This window comes from Arthrobacter sp. S2(2024), from assembly GCF_036662515.1.
GTDB lineage: Bacteria > Actinomycetota > Actinomycetes > Actinomycetales > Micrococcaceae > Arthrobacter.
In genome coordinates, this window is record NZ_JAYKZI010000003.1 from 543,706 (window position 1) to 560,871 (window position 17,166).

The window sequence follows — 17,166 nt, forward strand, 5'->3', positions numbered from 1 at the left end:
TCCCAATCTGATATATCAGTTATCGAATCGAAAATATATCTTAAGGAGGAGACATGACGCTCGTGGAGACCACTCCAATAAAAAGCACACTTCCGCAGGCGAGTGCCTCTGAAGACGACGGTTCGCGGAGGTTCGTGCTCACATTGTCGTGCATTGAACGCGCCGGCATCGTCCAGGCGGTCACGACGTTCCTGTTCGAACGGGGATTCAACATCGAAGAGCACCAGCAGTTCGACGACGGACTCCGCCAGACCCTGCACCTGCGCACGGCGTTTTCCGGATCCCCGGAGTACTCACCGGACGCGCTCGAGGAAGAGTTCCGGGCGATCGCCGACCGTTTTGACATGAAGTTCGGATTCCATGACGAGACTAAGCAGCGCGTCCTGGTCATGGTGTCAAAGTTCGGGCACTGCCTGAACGACCTGATTTTCCGCTGGCGTGGGGGCAGCCTGGGCGGGGACCTGGTGCTGGTAGTTTCCAATCACGAAACCCACCGGGCCATGGCCGAGGCTGCCGGGCTTCCATTCGTACACATTCCGGTGACGCCGGACACCAAGGCGGATGCGGAACGGCGCCTTCTCGAACTGGTTGACGAGTACAACATCGATTTGGTGGTTCTCGCCCGCTACATGCAGGTTTTGTCCGACGAGCTGAGCCGCGCCCTGGAGGGCAGGGCGATCAACATCCACCACTCGTTCCTGCCAGGCTTCAAGGGCGCGCGTCCTTACCACCAGGCGTACGACCGCGGCGTCAAGCTGGTGGGTGCCACGGCACACTATGTCACCGCGGATCTTGATGAGGGACCGATCATCGAACAGGAAGTCATCCGCGTAGACCACAGCTATGGGCCGACTGCCCTTTCCACGGTCGGGCAGGACGCCGAAGCACTCGCGCTCTCCCGCGCCGTGCGGTGGCATTGCGAACACCGCGTGCTGTTGAACCAAACCAGCACCGTCGTCTTCCGCTAGCCGACGCCCGACAACAAGCAGCAGTAGCCCAACCACGAGAAATAGCAGGAGAAACCACATGGCATCGACGCCACGCATAGTCATCATCGGAGCTGGGATCGTCGGCACCAACCTGGCAGATGAACTGGTCGCCCGCGGCTGGAACAGCATCACTGTCCTGGACCAGGGACCGTTGAACATGCCCGGGGGCTCCACGTCCCACGCCCCGGGGCTGGTCTTCCAGACCAACGCCTCCAAGACCATGGCAACTTTCGCCAAGTACACGGTCGAAAAGCTCCTGTCGCTGACCGAGGACGGCGTCAGTTGCTTCAACCAGGTGGGCGGCCTGGAAGTTGCCACCACCGAGACCCGGCTCGCCGACCTCAAACGCAAGCTCGGCTACGCCGCATCCTGGGGAATCGAAGGCAGGATCCTTTCCCGCGACGAGTGCAAGGAGCTCTACCCGCTCATCAACGAGGAAGACATCCTTGGAGGCCTCCATGTACCTAGCGACGGGCTGGCCCGCGCCGCCCGCGCAGTCCAATTGCTGATCAAGCGCACTGAGGCAGCCGGGGTGGAGTACCGTGGCTCCACGACCGTGACCGGGATCGAGCAATCCGGGCGCCGGGTCACCGGAGTCCGCACCTCCGACGGTGTCATCCCTGCGGACATCGTTGTCTCCTGCGCAGGCTTCTGGGGCGCCAAGATCGGCGAAATGATCGGCATGTCCGTTCCCCTCCTGCCCTTGGCCCACCAATACGTCACGACAACTCCCGTACCGGCACAGCAGGGCCGGAACGAACTACCCAACGGCGCTTCCTTGCCCATCCTGCGCCACCAGGACCAGGACCTCTACTACCGCGAGCACGGCGACCGCTATGGCATTGGCTCCTACGCCCACCGCCCCATGCCGGTGGACGTCGAGGAACTCGGCAGCTACGCGCCGGACAGCATCAGCGAACACAACATGCCTTCCCGCCTTGACTTCACCCTCGAGGACTTCCTCCCGGCCTGGGAGGCGACCAAGCAGTTGCTTCCGGCGCTGGCGGAAAGCGACATCGAAGATGGCTTCAATGGCATCTTCTCCTTCACCCCCGACGGCGGCCCGCTGGTGGGCGAATCAAAGGAGCTCGATGGTTTCTTCGTCGCCGAAGCCGTGTGGGTCACCCACTCGGCCGGCGTTGCCCGCGCTGTTGCCGAACTGCTGACCACGGGCAAGTCCCGGATCGACCTGGGCGAATGCGACATCCACCGCTTCGAAGACGTCCAGCTCACCCCCGAATACGTCAGCGAAACGTCCCAGCAGAACTTCGTGGAAATCTACGACGTCCTGCACCCGCTCCAGCCCAAGCTCTCCCCCCGCAACCTCCGCGTCAGCCCGTTCCACGCCCGCCACAAGCAACTGGGAGGATTCTTCCTCGAATCCGGCGGCTGGGAACGCCCCTACTGGTTCGAGGCCAACGCCGAACTGCTGAAGGAAATGCCGGCCGAGTGGCAGCCCCCGGCCCGCGATGCCTGGTCCGGAATGTTCAGCTCGCCCATCGCCGCCGCCGAAGCGTGGAAGACCCGCACCGCGGTGGCCATGTACGACATGACACCGCTCAAGCGCCTCGAGGTCTCCGGCCCCGGAGCACTCAAGCTGCTCCAAGAGCTCACCACCGCGGACCTGGACAAAAAGCCAGGTGCAGTGACCTACACCCTCCTGCTGGACCACGCAGGCGGTATCCGAAGCGACATCACGGTGGCCCGCCTGAGCGAAGACAGGTTCCAGCTCGGGGCCAACGGAAACATCGACACCGCCTACTTTGACCGGGCCGCGCGCCACCAGACTGAAAGCGGCTCCGCCAGCGACTGGGTCCAGGTACGTGACACGACGGGCGGCACTTGCTGCATCGGTCTCTGGGGCCCCCTCGCCCGGGACCTCATCAGCACCGTCAGCAGCGACGATTTCTCCAACGACGGTCTCCGTTACTTCCGGGCCAAGAATGTCGTCATCGGCGGAGTCAACGTCACCGCCATGCGCCTTTCATACGTCGGCGAGCTCGGCTGGGAGCTTTACACCAGCGCGGACAACGGCCAGCGCCTCTGGGACGCACTGTGGAAGGCAGGGCAGCCCTTCGGTGTCATCGCGGCGGGCCGGGCCGCCTTCAGCTCGCTCCGGCTTGAAAAGGGCTACCGCTCATGGGGCACCGACATGACCACTGAGCACGACCCCCTCGAAGCAGGCCTCGGATTCGCCGTGAAGATGGCCAAGGACAACTTCGTCGGCAAAGCCGCTCTGGAAGGGCGAACCGAGGAAAACTCCGCCCGCCGCTTGCGCTGCCTGACCGTCGACGACGGACGCAGCGTCGTCCTGGGCAAGGAACCGGTCTTCTATAAGGACCAGGCGGTCGGTTACATCACCAGCGCCGCCTATGGTTACACCGTTGCCAAGCCGATCGCCTACGCGTACCTCCCTTCCGGCGTCTCCTTGGGTGACTCCGTCGAGATCGAGTACTTCGGACGGCGCATCCAGGCAACGGTCACGGCCGATCCGCTGTACGACCCCACGATGACCAGGCTCCGAGGCTAAGACCGGCCCGGCATCCAAAGGCACGCGGCCCGGACTCGTCCTCGCAACCAGAGTCCGGGCCGCCGTCTTTCCGACTCTTCTGCCGCCCCTGCCTAGGAAGACACACAACAGGAAGACCCATGATCAGTTCAGAAACAATCAACAATTACCTCACCAGGCTTGCTTCACGTGAGCCGACCCCCGGCGGAGGCGCGGCCGCTGCGCTTCACGCCGCCCAAGGTGCCGCCCTCGTTGCAATGGTCGCCAGGTACACCACGGGCGCCAAATACGAGCAACACGCCGCATTGGTCTCAAGGATCATCGCGGCCGCGGACGAACTTGTAGACGAAGCCCTGCGACTTGCGGAAGCCGACGAACTAGCCTTCCAAGGGGTCATCGATTCCTACAAGCTGCCCTCAGGGACGGAGGCCTCCAACGAAGCGCGGTCGGCCGCCATCCAAGCTGCCCTCATTCACGCCGCGCAGACCCCGGCACAACTGGTCAAGGTCTCAGGAGCCGTCGTCGAACTGGCCACGGAACTATTCGACGTCGCAAATGCCAACGTGATCAGCGACGTCGCAGCCGCCGCGGATGCCGTCCGCGCAGCTGCCAGCACGGCACGGGTGAACATTGACATCAATATTGTGGCCATCAAGGACGGCGTTACCCGGACCGGGCTTGCCCAGCAGACCGACGGGATCGAAGAGAAGGTCGTCCTGGCGGCAGACGCGCTCGTGAAGCGCGTACGCGAAAGGATCCTCGGTTGAGCGCCACCCTGCTTTCCGGCAAGCCGCTGGCAGCAGTCATCCAGCTGAGAGCCCGGGATGAGGCAATGAAGCTCGAAAACGAAGGAGCGCGCCCGGTCCTCGCGGTGGTGGTGGCAACCGACGACGAGTCCACGCATTGGTACGTCCGCTCCATTGAACGTGCAGCCGACCGCGCGGGCATCGGCTGCCGGATTGTCGACCTTGGCCCTGGCGCCACAGAGCACGTCCTGGCCAGCGTCCTGAAAGACCTCAGCGCGGATCCGTCCGTCAACGGAATCATCCTGCAGACGCCCCTGCCCGCCGGGGTCGGGACGGATGCCCTGGTCAGCCACATCGCACCAGAGAAGGACATCGACGGCGCGAACCCGCTCAGCCTCGGCCGGCTGGCCGTGGGGCAACCCGCCTTCGCACCTGCTACCGCCCGGGCCGTCGTCGAGATCCTCGACCACTACGACATCCCGGTGGCGGGCCGGAACGTCGTCGTCATCGGCCGTTCCGCCGTCGTCGGCAAACCGCTTTCACTGCTCCTCCTGGAACGCGACGCCGCCATCACCGTCTGCCATTCCAAGTCGGGTCCGCTCGAGAGATACACGGAGACTGCCGACGTCGTTGTCGTCGCAGCCGGGCGGACCGGCCTGCTCACGGGCGCCCATGTTTCCTCCCGGTCGCTAGTGATCGACGTCGGCACGAACGTCCTTGCCGACGGATCCCTCGTCGGGGACGTGGACGAAGCCAGCGTGCTGGGCGTCGCGGCAGCACTGACGCCCGTTCCCGGCGGCGTCGGAACGGTGACGACCGCACTGTTGCTTCTGCACACCGCCGAGGCCGCCCGTGAACAGTCGCGCTCTTTGATCCCTGGACCTGTCGGCTGACACAAAGGGCAAAACCATGCCCGGCCGCCGAAGGGAACGGCGCCGGGCATCCGGGACGCTCAGTCTTGCTAGAGGACCGCCCGGATCAGGTTCTCGAAGTCGGTAACGTGCTTGGCGGTCAGGTCTGCAGCCGCTTCTGCCTCGCCATCCGCAATGTATTCAAGCAGCTCCACGTGCTGGGCAATGTGTTCGGAAACCGGCGGGAGCTTCTCCAGTACGAGACTCCAGATACGGGTCGCCAGGTTGTCACAGCGAATCAGGACATCCTCCAGATGCCGGCTGCCAGTCGCCCGGTAGATGCTGCGGTGCACTCGCATGTCCAAGCGCATGAGGTCCCGCTGTGCCAGGTGGCCGGCCAAGAGCTGCCGAACCTCCCGGGCAAGCTCCCTTAGCTCCTGCCGCGTCCGGTCCGATGCCATTCGAGCGGCACGTGCAGATGCCGCAGGCTCCAAAAGCTGACGAATCTCGGAGATTTCGGCAAGGTCCGTAATATCCACGCCCGCGGCAAAGGTTCCCCTGCGTGGATAGGCCACCACCAGGTGGTCGCTTTCCAGCCTCTTCATGGCTTCCCGGATAGGCGTTCTTCCCACACCAAGCCGACGCGAGATCAGGTCATCATTCAAGGGCTCCCCGGGCTTGATATCAAGGACGATCAGCTCATCACACAGCACCCGGTACGCATACTCGGCATAGGACTCGTCATCCTGCCTCGCAGGCACTTCCGACTCCCCCATGACCGATAACTTGCCGCTGCTCTCCACGTCTGATCCTTCCTGTTCGGTGACGGCGCCCTTGACTCACCGGCCCCGTGAACATAGTATCCCTACAACTGATATATCAATATGCGCGGGATAAGAATGTCACGGACTTCCTCCTCCTCACCGCCAGACCTCTCTATCCGGCCAAGATCTGAAGGAAAAGCCCATGGCCTCAAAAGCCCCCCGTGAAAATATCGACGAGTCAAAGCTGACTGTCACCAAGCCCAAGTCGAAGGCCGTGGGCCTCCCGGCCGTCACCAATGCGCTGAAGATCTCCCTCGAGCAGATGGGCCCACTGCGCAGCGTCCAAACATTGCTGGCGGTCAACCAAGTAGACGGGTTCGACTGCATGGGCTGCGCCTGGCCGGAGCACGACAAACGGCATACGGCCGAGTTCTGTGAGAACGGCGCGAAGGCCGTCGCGGAAGAAGCCACACGCCGCCGGGTCACACCTCAGTTCTTCGCCTCGCATTCCATAGCTGAACTGAAGACACGGGACGACTACTGGCTGGGACAGCAGGGGCGTCTGACGCATCCGATGCTCCTGGACGAGGGCGCGACGCACTACAGGCCCGTCGAGTGGGATGATGCCCTGGAGCTGATCGCACAGGAGATCAGGGACATGGACAGCCCGGACCAGGCGGTGTTTTACACCTCCGGCCGCACGTCAAACGAGGCGGCTTTCGCCTACCAGCTCCTCGTGCGCGGTGTCGGGACCAACAACCTTCCGGACTGTTCCAACATGTGCCACGAATCCTCCGGTTCGGCCCTCGTCGAGACCATCGGCATCGGCAAGGGCTCCGTGAGCCTCAAAGACGTGGAAACAGCGTCGCTGATCTTCGTTGCCGGCCAAAATCCAGGCACGAACCACCCGCGCATGCTCAGCTCGCTGGAGAAGGCCAAGAAAAACGGTGCGGTTATCGTGTCCGTGAATCCACTTCCCGAAGCCGGACTGCTCAAATTCGAAAACCCGCAGAACGTGGTTGGCATGATGGTTGGCACCGAGCTGACCGACGACTTCCTGCAGATCAGGGCCGGAGGCGATCAGGCGCTCTTCCAGGGACTGGGCAAATACCTGCTGGAGGCCGAAAGTGCCGGAAGGACCAGCCCGGGCCTGCGCACGGTGTTCGACCATGACTTCATCAGCAAACACACCGTCGGCCTCGATGCCTATGTGAAGCAACTGGAAGACGTGGCATGGGAGGACATCCTCGAAGCGACCGGGCTGACGATGGAACAGATCGAGGCCACCGGTGAGCGTCTCCTGGCTTCGAAAGCAACCATTGTCTGCTGGGCCATGGGCCTCACACAGCACAAGCATTCCGTGCCTACGCTCCGCGACGTCGTCAATGTCCTCCTTCTTCAGGGCAACATCGGCAAGCCCGGGGCCGGAGTCTGCCCCGTCCGCGGGCATTCCAATGTCCAGGGCGACCGCACCATGGGCATTTTCGAGCAAATGCCGGAGAAGTTCCACGACAGGCTGGACCAAGAGTTCCAATTCCTCTCCCCCCGGGCCCACGGCTACGATACCGTCGCAGCCATCAGGGCGATGCGGGACGGCAAGGTCCGGGTTTTCATCGGGATGGGCGGCAACTTTGTGCGGGCGGCCCCCGACTCTGAGACCACGGAGCAATCGCTGGCCAGCACTCGCCTTACGGTCCAGATCTCCACTAAATTGAACCATTCCCACCTGGCAACGGGGCGGCGCGCCCTGATCCTTCCCACGCTCGGACGCACCGAGAGGGACACGCAGCGGACAGGTGATCAAAGGGTAACGGTGGAGGATTCCATGAGTGCCGTCCACGCGTCCCGTGGACGCCTCAAGCCCGCAAGTGAGCACTTGATGTCCGAAGTGGCGATCGTCTGCAACCTGGCCCACCGGCTCTTCACGGACAGCGACGGCCACCCCCTGCCGAACACCCCGAAGGCCGCCTGGCTCGCGCTCAGGGACGACTATTCACTGATCAGGAAACACATCGAAGCGGTACTCGACGGCTTCGAAAATTTTGAGGAGAAGGTCCAGAACCCGGGAGGCTTCGTTCTCCCCCACCGGCCCCGGGATGCCCGGGAATTCGACACCGCTTCCGGCAAGGCCCACTTTACGGCGAACCACTTGGAGTACCTCCGCGTCCCGGAGGGCCGCCTCATCCTCCAGACGCTGCGCTCCCACGACCAGTACAACACCACCATCTACGGCAAGGACGACCGCTACCGCGGCATTCACGGCGGCCGCCGGGTGGTCCTCGTGAACGAATCCGATGTGTCCGAACTTGGTTTCGAGGACGGCGACATGGTTCACCTGGTATCCGAATTCCGGGGTACCGAGCGACGGGCGGAGAATTTCCGCATCGTTTCCTATTCGACGCCAAAGGGCTGCGCAGCCGCCTACTACCCGGAGACCAACGTCCTCGTACCGCTGGACTCGGTAGCCGACATCAGCGGAACCCCGACGTCAAAGTCAGTCATTGTCCGCCTCGAGCCGGCAGGCGCAGGCAGCCATGGGTGACAGCCGGGGCGCGGTTGCGGTGTCCTCCCCAGGGGTTGACCGTCCGCGGGTGGAACGGGCCGTCCGGGAATTCCTCCTGGCCGTAGGCGAAGACCCGGACAGGCCCGGCCTGGTTGAGACCCCCGCGCGCGTCGCCCGCGCAGCGGCGGAAATGTACGGCGGCCTCCACGAAGACCCCCTCGCCGTGCTGGACAAGACGTTTGACCTTGGCCATGAAGAACTCGTCATCGTCAAGGACATACCCTTTTACTCGACCTGCGAGCATCACCTGGTCCCGTTCCACGGCGTAGCCCACGTCGGATACATCCCCTCCCCGGATGGATTCGTCACGGGGCTGAGCAAGCTCGCCCGACTGGTGGACACCTTCGCTCGAAGGCCCCAAGTTCAGGAGCGGCTCACGACGCAGGTGGTTGATGCCCTGGTCACTTCGCTTCGACCCCTCGGTGCGATCGTCGTCGTCGAGTGTGAACACCTGTGCATGTCCATGCGGGGCGTCAGAAAACCAGGGTCAAAGACCATCACCTCCGCGGTGCGGGGCGAGCTCCGGCTGCCGGCCGCCCGCGCAGAAGCACTGAGCCTCATACTCGGCCGCTGAAAAACCTCTGGACATGACCCGTTCGGCTCACGTAACATATTTCTGATATATCTTTAATCTAAGATCGACATATCAGCGTGGTTGCCTCTCTCATCCCCTGAACCGGTCTTGGGGAATCGCGTTTCCCGTAAGCGGTGCTTCGGTTGCCTGAATGCCTGGGGAGGTAAGCGCCGGAGCACCGCTTACGGGCAACGGGCAACCGTTGGCAACTGTTTCAGCGAACGCCGACCACTGAATCAAAACACCATGAAATGGCCCTTAGGAGTGTCCATGTCAGGAAACAGAGCAGTCGCATACAAGGAACCTGGCGTAGTCGAGATCATTGACACCGACTACCCGACGTTCGAGCTCAAGGACGGCCCCGGCGTCAACCCCGCCAATGTCGGCCGGAAGGTGCCCCACGGAGCGGTCCTGCGCACCGTGACCACAAACATCTGCGGCTCCGACCAGCACATGGTGCGCGGCCGCACCACCGCACCGCGGGACCTGGTCCTCGGTCATGAGATCACCGGCGAAGTGGTGGAAGTTGGCCCGGATGTGGAATTCATCAAGGTCGGCGACATCGTATCGGTGCCTTTCAACATCTCCTGTGGCCGCTGCCGGAACTGCAAGGAACGCAAGACCGGCATCTGCCTGAACGTCAACCCGGACCGGCCAGGCAGCGCCTACGGCTACGTCGACATGGGCGGATGGGTCGGAGGCCAGGCCGATTATGTTCTGGTGCCTTATGCGGACTGGAACTTGCTGAGGTTCCCGGACCGGGACCAGGCCTTGGAGAAGATCATGGACTTGACCATGCTCTCGGACATTTTCCCCACCGGCTTCCACGGAGCAGTCACGGCCGGGGTCGGTGTCGGCTCTACCGTCTATATTGCTGGCGCGGGCCCGGTCGGCCTGGCGGCCGCCGCCGGCGCGCAACTGCTCGGCGCAGCAGTGGTCATTGTCGGTGACATCAACGAAGACCGCCTCGTCCAGGCCAGGTCATTCGGTTGCGAAACCGTCAATGTCTCCAAGGGTGACCCCAAGGACCAAATCGAGCAGATCCTCGGCGTGCCCGAAGTGGACTGCGGCGTGGACGCCGTCGGATTCGAAGCCCGCGGACACGGCAAGGACGCCTCGCACGAAGCGCCGGCCACAGTGCTGAATTCCCTCATGGACATCACGGCCGCCGGAGGCGCCCTGGGCATCCCTGGCCTGTACGTCACCGGCGATCCAGGTGGAATCGACGACGCCGCCCAGCATGGTTCCCTCTCACTCTCCCTCGGCACGGGATGGGCCAAATCCCTGTCCTTCACCACAGGCCAGTGCCCCGTGATGAAGTACAACCGGCAACTGATGATGGCGATCCTGCACGACAAAGTCCAGATCGCCAAAGCCGTCAACGCCAAGGCCATCGCGTTGGAGGACGCACCCCGCGGGTACGCCGAGTTCGATGCGGGAGCCGCCACGAAGTACGTGCTGAACCCCAACGGTTACGTCAAGGCCTAGGCGCCGCGTTTTACGGGCCGGGCCTGGTCTGGCTCGTTTGCTCCCCGAAGGGACGGCGTTAAGGGCCAAGAAGGTGCCTTAACGCCGTTCCCGGGGAGCAGCATCCCATTCGGAAAGCCTTCAGATAAGGGGCAAGGCTTGCCTGCTCACGATTTAATCGATCGCGGCGGTGAACAGCGTCGGCCTTCGGGTCGACCGGCCGTCGGGAAGTCCGCGACGAGCTGGTCTGAGGCCCGCCGATTGGCATTCGAATGTGCCGCCCCCATCCCGGCGCTGCCCGTGCCCCTGGCGAAAAGCATCGGACGCACGCTTGCCCGGGCCGTCACAACGAGCCAAGACCTACCGCACTACGCGTCCTCGGCCATGGACGGCTGGGCCGTCAGCGGCAGCGGACCCTGGACCTTGGTGAAACCGGGGCAACCGCTGGCACCGCACCGTGCCAGCCCCATAGCCACCGGCGGACTGGTGCCTACCGGTACCGACGCCGTATTACGCCGTGAAAGTGGCCGGACAAGCGATGACATGGCGGGCGTGCCCGCTCTGACCCTCGGCTCCGAAGCAAGGCCCGGCGAACCGCGAAGCGGCCAGCATGTCCGCCAGGCAGGCGAGGAAGCCGCTGCAGGCGAAATGCTGATCGCCGCAGGCACCGTGCTCAATCCCGCCCATATCGCCCTTGCCGCGATCGCCGGCCACGACGAGCTGCACGTCTTTGGCAAGCCACGAGTCACGATCCTGTTGACGGGCGCGGAAGTGGTGACCTCCGGGCTGCCCGGGCCGGGTCAGGTCAGGGACGCCTTCGGCCCGCAACTGGGCACGGTGCTGGCAATGCTGGGAGGCGTCCCGGCGGGACAGCGAAGAATCGGGGACTCATATCACGAGTGGCTCGCCGCCCTCAGCGATACGGGCAGCCGCCCGGTGGAGCGGCCCGACGTCGTCATCACCACAGGCGGAACCGGCCGCTCCGGAACGGACCACTTCCGCAACGCGATAGCCGCGCTAGGCGGGCGGCTGCTGCTCGACGGCATCGCCATGCGTCCCGGACATCCCGCAGTGCTGGCCGAGCTGCCGGACGGGCGCTTCGTCGTCGGACTGCCAGGAAACCCGCTGGCCGCCATGATGGCGCTGATGACCATTGGGGCACCACTGATCGCGGCACTAGGACACCGTCCGCTCTCCAACCTCAGCCGGGTAACCTCCGGTACCGCGATTGACCCTGACCCGGGCCGCACCCGCCTCATGCCCTTCCGCTTTAGCAATGGGCTGGCATTCCCGGCCCATCACACTGGCCCGGGAATGATGAGGGGACTCGCATGGGCCGATGGTGTCCTGGCTGTGCCTCCCAGCGGCGCGCGGGCAGGGGACCTGGTTCCCGCCCTGCCGCTCCCGTGGACCCAAACGCTGACCGCCGGATCGGCGGGAAGCCACCCGTTCAATGCCTCTGTGCTTCCGGTCTAGGATTTAGAGAAACAAGGGGGAAGTTCCAGCCTCTTGTTTCGCCGCAGAAAGACGTAGGTATGGCTCATGGCCACGATTGACTTTGACTCCGAAAAAGGCGGAAACGGGCAGCCCGGTGGTGTGCAATCCGTTGACCGTGCCCTCCAGATCCTCGAAATCCTTTCCCGTGACGGACACGCCGGCGTGAGCGAAATCGCCGAGGAAATCGGCATCCACAAATCCTCGGTCTCTCGACTGCTGGGCTCGTTGGTGAACAGGGAGATGGTCCACCAGAACAGCGACCGGGGAAAGTACCAGCTGGGCTTTGGCATCCTGCGGCTTGCCAGCTCGATTCCCGGCCGGCTCAGCTTGGTCCGCGAGGCCCGGCCAGTGTTGGAGAGTCTTGCGGAGGAGTTCAAGGAGACGGTGAACCTCGCTGTCCTGCGCTCGAACTATGCCGTAAACGTGGATCAGGCCATGGGACCGTCGTCGTTGGCCACCTATGACTGGGTGGGCGGTTTGACGCCGCTCCATGCCACCTCGAGCGGGAAGGTTTTATTGGCTGCACTGTCCGCCGACGAACGGGACCGCATCCTGACGGAAGCCGGGTTTCATGCCAGGACTCCCCGCACTATCACCAATCGGGAAGACCTCGAGAAGCAGCTGATCGATGTGGCCCACGACGGTTATGCGGAGACGCGCGAGGAACTGGAAATCGGCCTGAACGCGATTGCGGTTCCGATCTACAACCACTTGGGAACCGTCATCGGAGCAGTCAGCATCTCCGGACCCGCGTTCCGCTTTGACCCGCAGAAGATCCCTGGACTTATTGACGCACTTCGTCAGGCCGGAATCCGGATCAGCGTGCAAATGGGCTACACGCACCGATGACCCCGGGCACTGGGGCGCCGGGTCATCAGTAAAGGGTCAGGGGCCCAGGAGGACGAAATAACGTCTCCGACTTTTCGTGACAGCCAAGCACTGCGGATGCATCATCAATAAAGGGGGTAGTGATGGCGGAAAGAGCAGAAGAGCATGAGCACGCACACTGCGATAGAAGAGACCCCCGGCTCCAACGCGACTGAGTCCGCGCTCAAGGTCGATGGACTATGGAAGATCTTCGGCCAGAAGTCTGACGAGATCATCGGCACCCCAGCCGAGCACCTCTCGCGCAAGGAGCTCCAAAGCAAGACCGGCTGCGTCGCGGCCGTCAGGAACGTCTCGTTCGCGGTGGCCCCTGGGGAGGTCTTCGTGGTCATGGGACTCTCCGGCTCCGGCAAATCGACTCTCGTACGCCTGCTCACCCGACTGATCGAGCCGACGGCGGGAAGCGTCACGATCGGCGGCGAAGACGTTATCCGCGCGAGCAAGGCCCGCCTCCGGGCTATGCGCCGGAACCACATGGCGATGGTGTTCCAGCAGTTCGGCTTGCTCCCGCACCGCAAGGTGATCGACAACGTCGCCTACGGCCTCGAAGTCCGCGGGGAGGGCAAGTCCCAGCGCCGCGCCCGAGCCCAGGACATGGTCGACCTCGTCGGCCTGACCGGGTACGAGAATTCGTTCCCCGACCAGCTCTCCGGCGGCATGCAGCAGCGCGTCGGCCTTGCCCGGGCACTCGCCGTGGACCCGCAGGTCCTGCTCTTCGACGAGCCGTTCTCCGCCCTTGACCCGCTCATCCGCCGCGACATGCAGAACGAGGTCCGCCGCCTGCACGAGGAGGTGGGGAAGACGATGGTCTTCATCACCCACGACCTCCAGGAGGCCCTCAAACTCGGTGACCGCATCCTCATCATGCGCGATGGCGAGGTCGTCCAGATCGGAACCCCGGCCGACATCGTAGCCAACCCCGCTGACGACTACGTGCGCGACTTCATCTCGGATGTCCCCCGCTCCCATGTGCTCACGCTGCGCTATGTGGTGCGGCCCCCGCGCGAACGCGAGGCCCTCGACGGGCCGGTGATGCAGGCCGACCGCATCGTGCGCGAAGCCGCGCGGCAGGTCCTCCACTCGGAGCTCCCCGTTAGGGTTTTCGACGGCGAGGAATTCCTCGGCATCGTCGACGACGAGGATATCCTCCGCGTCGTCGTCGCCGAAGAGCCATCCCCGACTTCCCACCAAGGCGGTGCCGGGTGAGCATCGCCACAGTGCGGGCCAACCGTCGACGACGGTCCGGGGGCGCGCGTTCCAACTCACCTGGAGGACGAACCCCTGCCACCCCGTCCGGAGGTCCTGCTGTCCTGGGATTCTGCCGACGTCATTGGCGCCCGGTCTCGCTCGTGGGCATTGGTGTCGTCTGGCTCGGACTCTGGGCCACGCTCAAGGGCGTGGACACCCTCGAGTTGGGCGGCGCAGACAAGACGGACTTCCAACTCTGGCTGAACAGCGTCCGCGACGCCTTTGACAGCGCCCGCACCAACTCCTTCGTGTTCCAGCACATCGTCCAGCCGGTCACGGACGGAATCAATGGGCTCGTTACCTTTCTCCAAGGCATCTTCAGCCAGGCCTCGGACGGACGCCCGGTGCCGGAGATCGGCTGGCTCGGCGTCGTCGCGCTCCTCGCCTGGCTGGCCTTGGCGTTCGCCGGCGTGCGCTCGATGCTCCTCGTCGGCGTGTGCGTGTTGCTCTTCGGGTTCTTCGGCTACTGGGCACAAAGCATCGACACGCTCATCGTCACGTTTTTCGCAGTCGGCATCTGCACAGTCGCGGGACTCCCGCTAGGCATTGTCATGGCCCGAAGCCGCCGAGTCTCGGCCGCGGTCTCACCCTTGCTCGACCTCATGCAGACCCTGCCGTCGTTCGCCTACCTGGCACCGCTCGCACTCGTCTTCGGCATCGGCCCGGCGGCCGCGATTGTCACGACCATCATCTACTCGCTGCCCCCGCTGGTGCGCATCACCGAGCACGGCATCCGAGGGGTCTCACCGGCCACGCTCGAGGCCGTCGCGTCCATGGGCAGCACCCCCTGGCAGGCCCTCGTGAAGGTGCAACTTCCCATGGCCCGGCGCACTATCGTGGTCGGCATCAACCAGTGCACAATGGCGGCGCTCTCGATGGCCACCATAGCCGCGCTCATCAATGGCCCGGGACTGGGCACTCCGGTGCTCCAGGCGCTCCAGTCGCTCGACGTCGGCTCGGCGTTCGTCTCCGGCCTTGCCATCGTGCTCATGGCGATCATGCTCGACCGCACCACGACGAGGGCCTCCGAACGCTCAGGCATCGAAGCCCGCATGCAGCGCGGGTCCGGAGTGGGACAGACCGGCACATTCGGGGGCCGGCAGATGCGTCGGACCACTATCATCGCCAGCGCTGTCGTCGCCGCCGTGGCCATCTATCTCTCGCACATCTATCTTGCACTCTCGAAGTTCCCGGCTTCGCCCGACCTCGGCACCCCACTGGCGAAGGCCGTCTCAGCCGCGACCGACTGGACGGTCGGCACGTTCTCAGGCTTCACGGAATGGCTCAAGGACACCGTTACCGCACTTCTCGTCGACCCACTCCAGTCGGTGCTCGCGCAGTCGCCGTGGTGGGCCATGGCGCTCGCGCTGCTCGGAATCGCGTTCGTGCTCGCCGGCCGGCGGGCCGCCACAGTCACGATCGTGTGCGAAGCCGTGATCCTCGGAAGCGGGCTGTGGAATGAGAGCATGAAGACGCTCGCGACCACGCTAGTAGCCGCGTTCGTTGTGATCATCGTCGCTGTCTGCCTGGGCGTCTGGATGGGTCGGAGCAAGCCCGCCGACTCGGTTATCCGACCCGTGCTCGACGCCTTCCAGACCATCCCGTCCTTCGTGTACCTGGTACCGGCCCTCGCCCTCTTCGGTCCCACACGATTCACGGCGATCGCCGCCGCGTTCGCTTACGGTGTGCCCATCGCGACGAAACTGGTTGCCGACGGGGTCCGAGGTGTCTCGCCGGTTGCCGTGGAGGCCGCGGAATCACTCGGAACAACGTCGTGGCAGATGATCGCGAAGGTCCAGCTCCCCATGGCCCGCGCGGCAGTAGTCCTCGCCGCCAACCAGGGCTTGCTTTACGTCCTGTCCATGGTCGTCGTCGGCGGACTCGTCGGCGGCGGAGGACTTGGCTATCTCGTAGTCGCCGGATTCTCCCAGAGCCAGCTCTTCGGAAAGGGTCTTGCCGCCGGCATCGCCATCACCGCGCTCGGAGTCATGCTCGACCGGATCACCCAACACGCCACTGCCCGCTTCGGCAGCACCCGATAGAGGAAAGAGCCGTGAAGAAATCACTGACGGAGCGTGGCCCAAAGATGGGGAAGGGAACGTCTGCCGCAATTGTCCTCACCGCGGTCCTCGCGCTCACGGCCTGCGCCGGGGATATCCCTAGCGCAACCCCGCCAAGCGGAAAGAGTGGATGCGGAGCATTCAACGTCGCCGTAAACCCTTGGGTCGGGTACGAGGCGGACGCCTACGTCGTAGGGACCGTTGCCAGGGAAAAGCTCGGCTGCACCGTAAATTACAAGACCCTCAAGGAAGAGGTGTCATGGCAGGGCTTCGGCAGCGGCGAGGTGGACACCGTCCTTGAGAACTGGGGCCACCCCGAGCTCGCGGACAAGTACATCAAGAAGCAAAAGACTGCGGTCGACGCCGGGCCGACCGGTAACACCGGCGTAATCGGCTGGTACGTGCCGCCGTGGATGGCCAAGCAGTACCCGGACATCACGGACTCCAAGAACCTCAACAAGTACGCTGACTTGTTCAAGACCTCCGAGTCCGGAGGACAGGGCCAACTCCTCGACGGTGACCCCTCCTTTGTCACCAACGACGCAGCCCTCGTGAAGAACCTCGGCCTCAACTTCAAGGTTGTGTACGCGGGCAGTGAACCGGCGCTCATCCAGGCCTTCCGGCAAGCGGAGCAGAACAAGACCCCGCTGATCGGCTACTTCTACGAGCCCCAGTGGTTCATCGCAGAGGTCCCGCTCGTCAAAGTCAACCTCCCGGCCCACACGCCCGGCTGCGACGCCGACGCGGCCAAGGTCGCGTGCGATTACCCCAAGTACGAGCTCAACAAGGTCGTCTCCACCAAGTTCGCCAACTCCGGCAGCCCCGCGTATTCCCTCGTCAAAAGATTCACGTGGACGAACCAGGACCAGGACACGGTTGCCGGGTACATCGCCAAGGACAACATGAGCCCGGATTCCGCCGCGCAGAAATGGATCGACGCGAACTCGGACAAGGTCGCCGCCTGGCTCAAGTAGGTTCGTTGTTCCCAAGGACCATCGGCCGCAGCCGAAGGA

13 protein-coding genes are annotated in these 17,166 nt (G+C 63.9%); 12 read left to right on the top strand and 1 reads right to left on the bottom strand.

Going from position 1 to position 17,166, the window contains the following annotated elements; translation table 11 throughout:
* The first annotated feature begins 53 nt into the window (after nucleotides 1–53).
* From purU to VLA65_RS09110, 4 genes are all read left to right on the top strand, one after another.
* The gene (purU, locus tag VLA65_RS09095; protein WP_059388975.1) at nucleotides 54–968 is read left to right on the top strand and encodes a formyltetrahydrofolate deformylase; all 915 of its coding nucleotides are present in this window, start codon (nucleotides 54–56) and stop codon (nucleotides 966–968) included.
* 58 nt (nucleotides 969–1,026) lie between these two features.
* Entirely contained in the window at nucleotides 1,027–3,519 is a 2,493-nt protein-coding gene (locus tag VLA65_RS09100; RefSeq protein WP_332602303.1) for a GcvT family protein, read from the top strand.
* 119 nt (nucleotides 3,520–3,638) lie between these two features.
* The gene (locus VLA65_RS09105; protein WP_332602304.1) at nucleotides 3,639–4,265 is read left to right on the top strand and encodes a cyclodeaminase/cyclohydrolase family protein; all 627 of its coding nucleotides are present in this window, start codon (nucleotides 3,639–3,641) and stop codon (nucleotides 4,263–4,265) included.
* Nucleotides 4,262–5,137, top strand: a complete 876-nt coding sequence (locus tag VLA65_RS09110) for a bifunctional 5,10-methylenetetrahydrofolate dehydrogenase/5,10-methenyltetrahydrofolate cyclohydrolase (protein WP_332602305.1) — start codon at nucleotides 4,262–4,264, stop codon at nucleotides 5,135–5,137. Before VLA65_RS09105 ends, VLA65_RS09110 begins: the two co-directional genes overlap by 4 nt.
* A 68-nt stretch (nucleotides 5,138–5,205) precedes the next feature.
* On the opposite strand, the gene VLA65_RS09115 is transcribed toward VLA65_RS09110, so the two are convergent.
* Nucleotides 5,206–5,871 (bottom strand): GntR family transcriptional regulator, encoded by a 666-nt coding sequence (locus VLA65_RS09115; protein WP_284989180.1) that lies wholly within the window; start codon nucleotides 5,869–5,871, stop codon nucleotides 5,206–5,208.
* Between the two features lie 190 nt (nucleotides 5,872–6,061).
* Here VLA65_RS09115 and VLA65_RS09120 point away from each other — a divergent pair, with 190 nt between their 5' ends.
* From VLA65_RS09120 to VLA65_RS09155, 8 genes are all read left to right on the top strand, one after another.
* Entirely contained in the window at nucleotides 6,062–8,401 is a 2,340-nt protein-coding gene (locus VLA65_RS09120) for an FdhF/YdeP family oxidoreductase (RefSeq protein WP_332602306.1), read from the top strand.
* Nucleotides 8,394–8,996 (top strand): GTP cyclohydrolase I FolE, encoded by a 603-nt coding sequence (folE, locus tag VLA65_RS09125; RefSeq protein ID WP_306960244.1) that lies wholly within the window; start codon nucleotides 8,394–8,396, stop codon nucleotides 8,994–8,996. The genes VLA65_RS09120 and folE overlap by 8 nt, the downstream gene beginning before the upstream one ends.
* Before the next feature lie 270 nt (nucleotides 8,997–9,266).
* Nucleotides 9,267–10,484 carry a formaldehyde dehydrogenase, glutathione-independent gene (gene fdhA / locus VLA65_RS09130; RefSeq protein WP_332602307.1) on the top strand — a complete coding sequence of 406 codons (1,218 nt, stop codon included), beginning with the start codon at nucleotides 9,267–9,269 and terminating at the stop codon, nucleotides 10,482–10,484.
* 156 nt (nucleotides 10,485–10,640) lie between these two features.
* Nucleotides 10,641–11,939, top strand: a complete 1,299-nt coding sequence (locus VLA65_RS09135; RefSeq protein ID WP_332602345.1) for a molybdopterin molybdotransferase MoeA — start codon at nucleotides 10,641–10,643, stop codon at nucleotides 11,937–11,939.
* A gap of 66 nt (nucleotides 11,940–12,005) precedes the next feature.
* Nucleotides 12,006–12,809, top strand: coding sequence for an IclR family transcriptional regulator (locus VLA65_RS09140; protein WP_307053732.1), 804 nt, complete (start codon nucleotides 12,006–12,008; stop codon nucleotides 12,807–12,809).
* A gap of 144 nt (nucleotides 12,810–12,953) precedes the next feature.
* Nucleotides 12,954–14,051 (top strand): quaternary amine ABC transporter ATP-binding protein, encoded by a 1,098-nt coding sequence (locus tag VLA65_RS09145; RefSeq protein WP_332602308.1) that lies wholly within the window; start codon nucleotides 12,954–12,956, stop codon nucleotides 14,049–14,051.
* On the top strand, nucleotides 14,048–16,135 hold the full coding sequence (locus VLA65_RS09150) for an ABC transporter permease (protein ID WP_332602309.1): 2,088 nt from the start codon (nucleotides 14,048–14,050) through the stop codon (nucleotides 16,133–16,135). Before VLA65_RS09145 ends, VLA65_RS09150 begins: the two co-directional genes overlap by 4 nt.
* 11 nt (nucleotides 16,136–16,146) lie before the next feature.
* The gene (locus VLA65_RS09155) at nucleotides 16,147–17,127 is read left to right on the top strand and encodes an ABC transporter substrate-binding protein (RefSeq protein ID WP_332602310.1); all 981 of its coding nucleotides are present in this window, start codon (nucleotides 16,147–16,149) and stop codon (nucleotides 17,125–17,127) included.
* Nucleotides 17,128–17,166 lie beyond the last annotated feature (39 nt).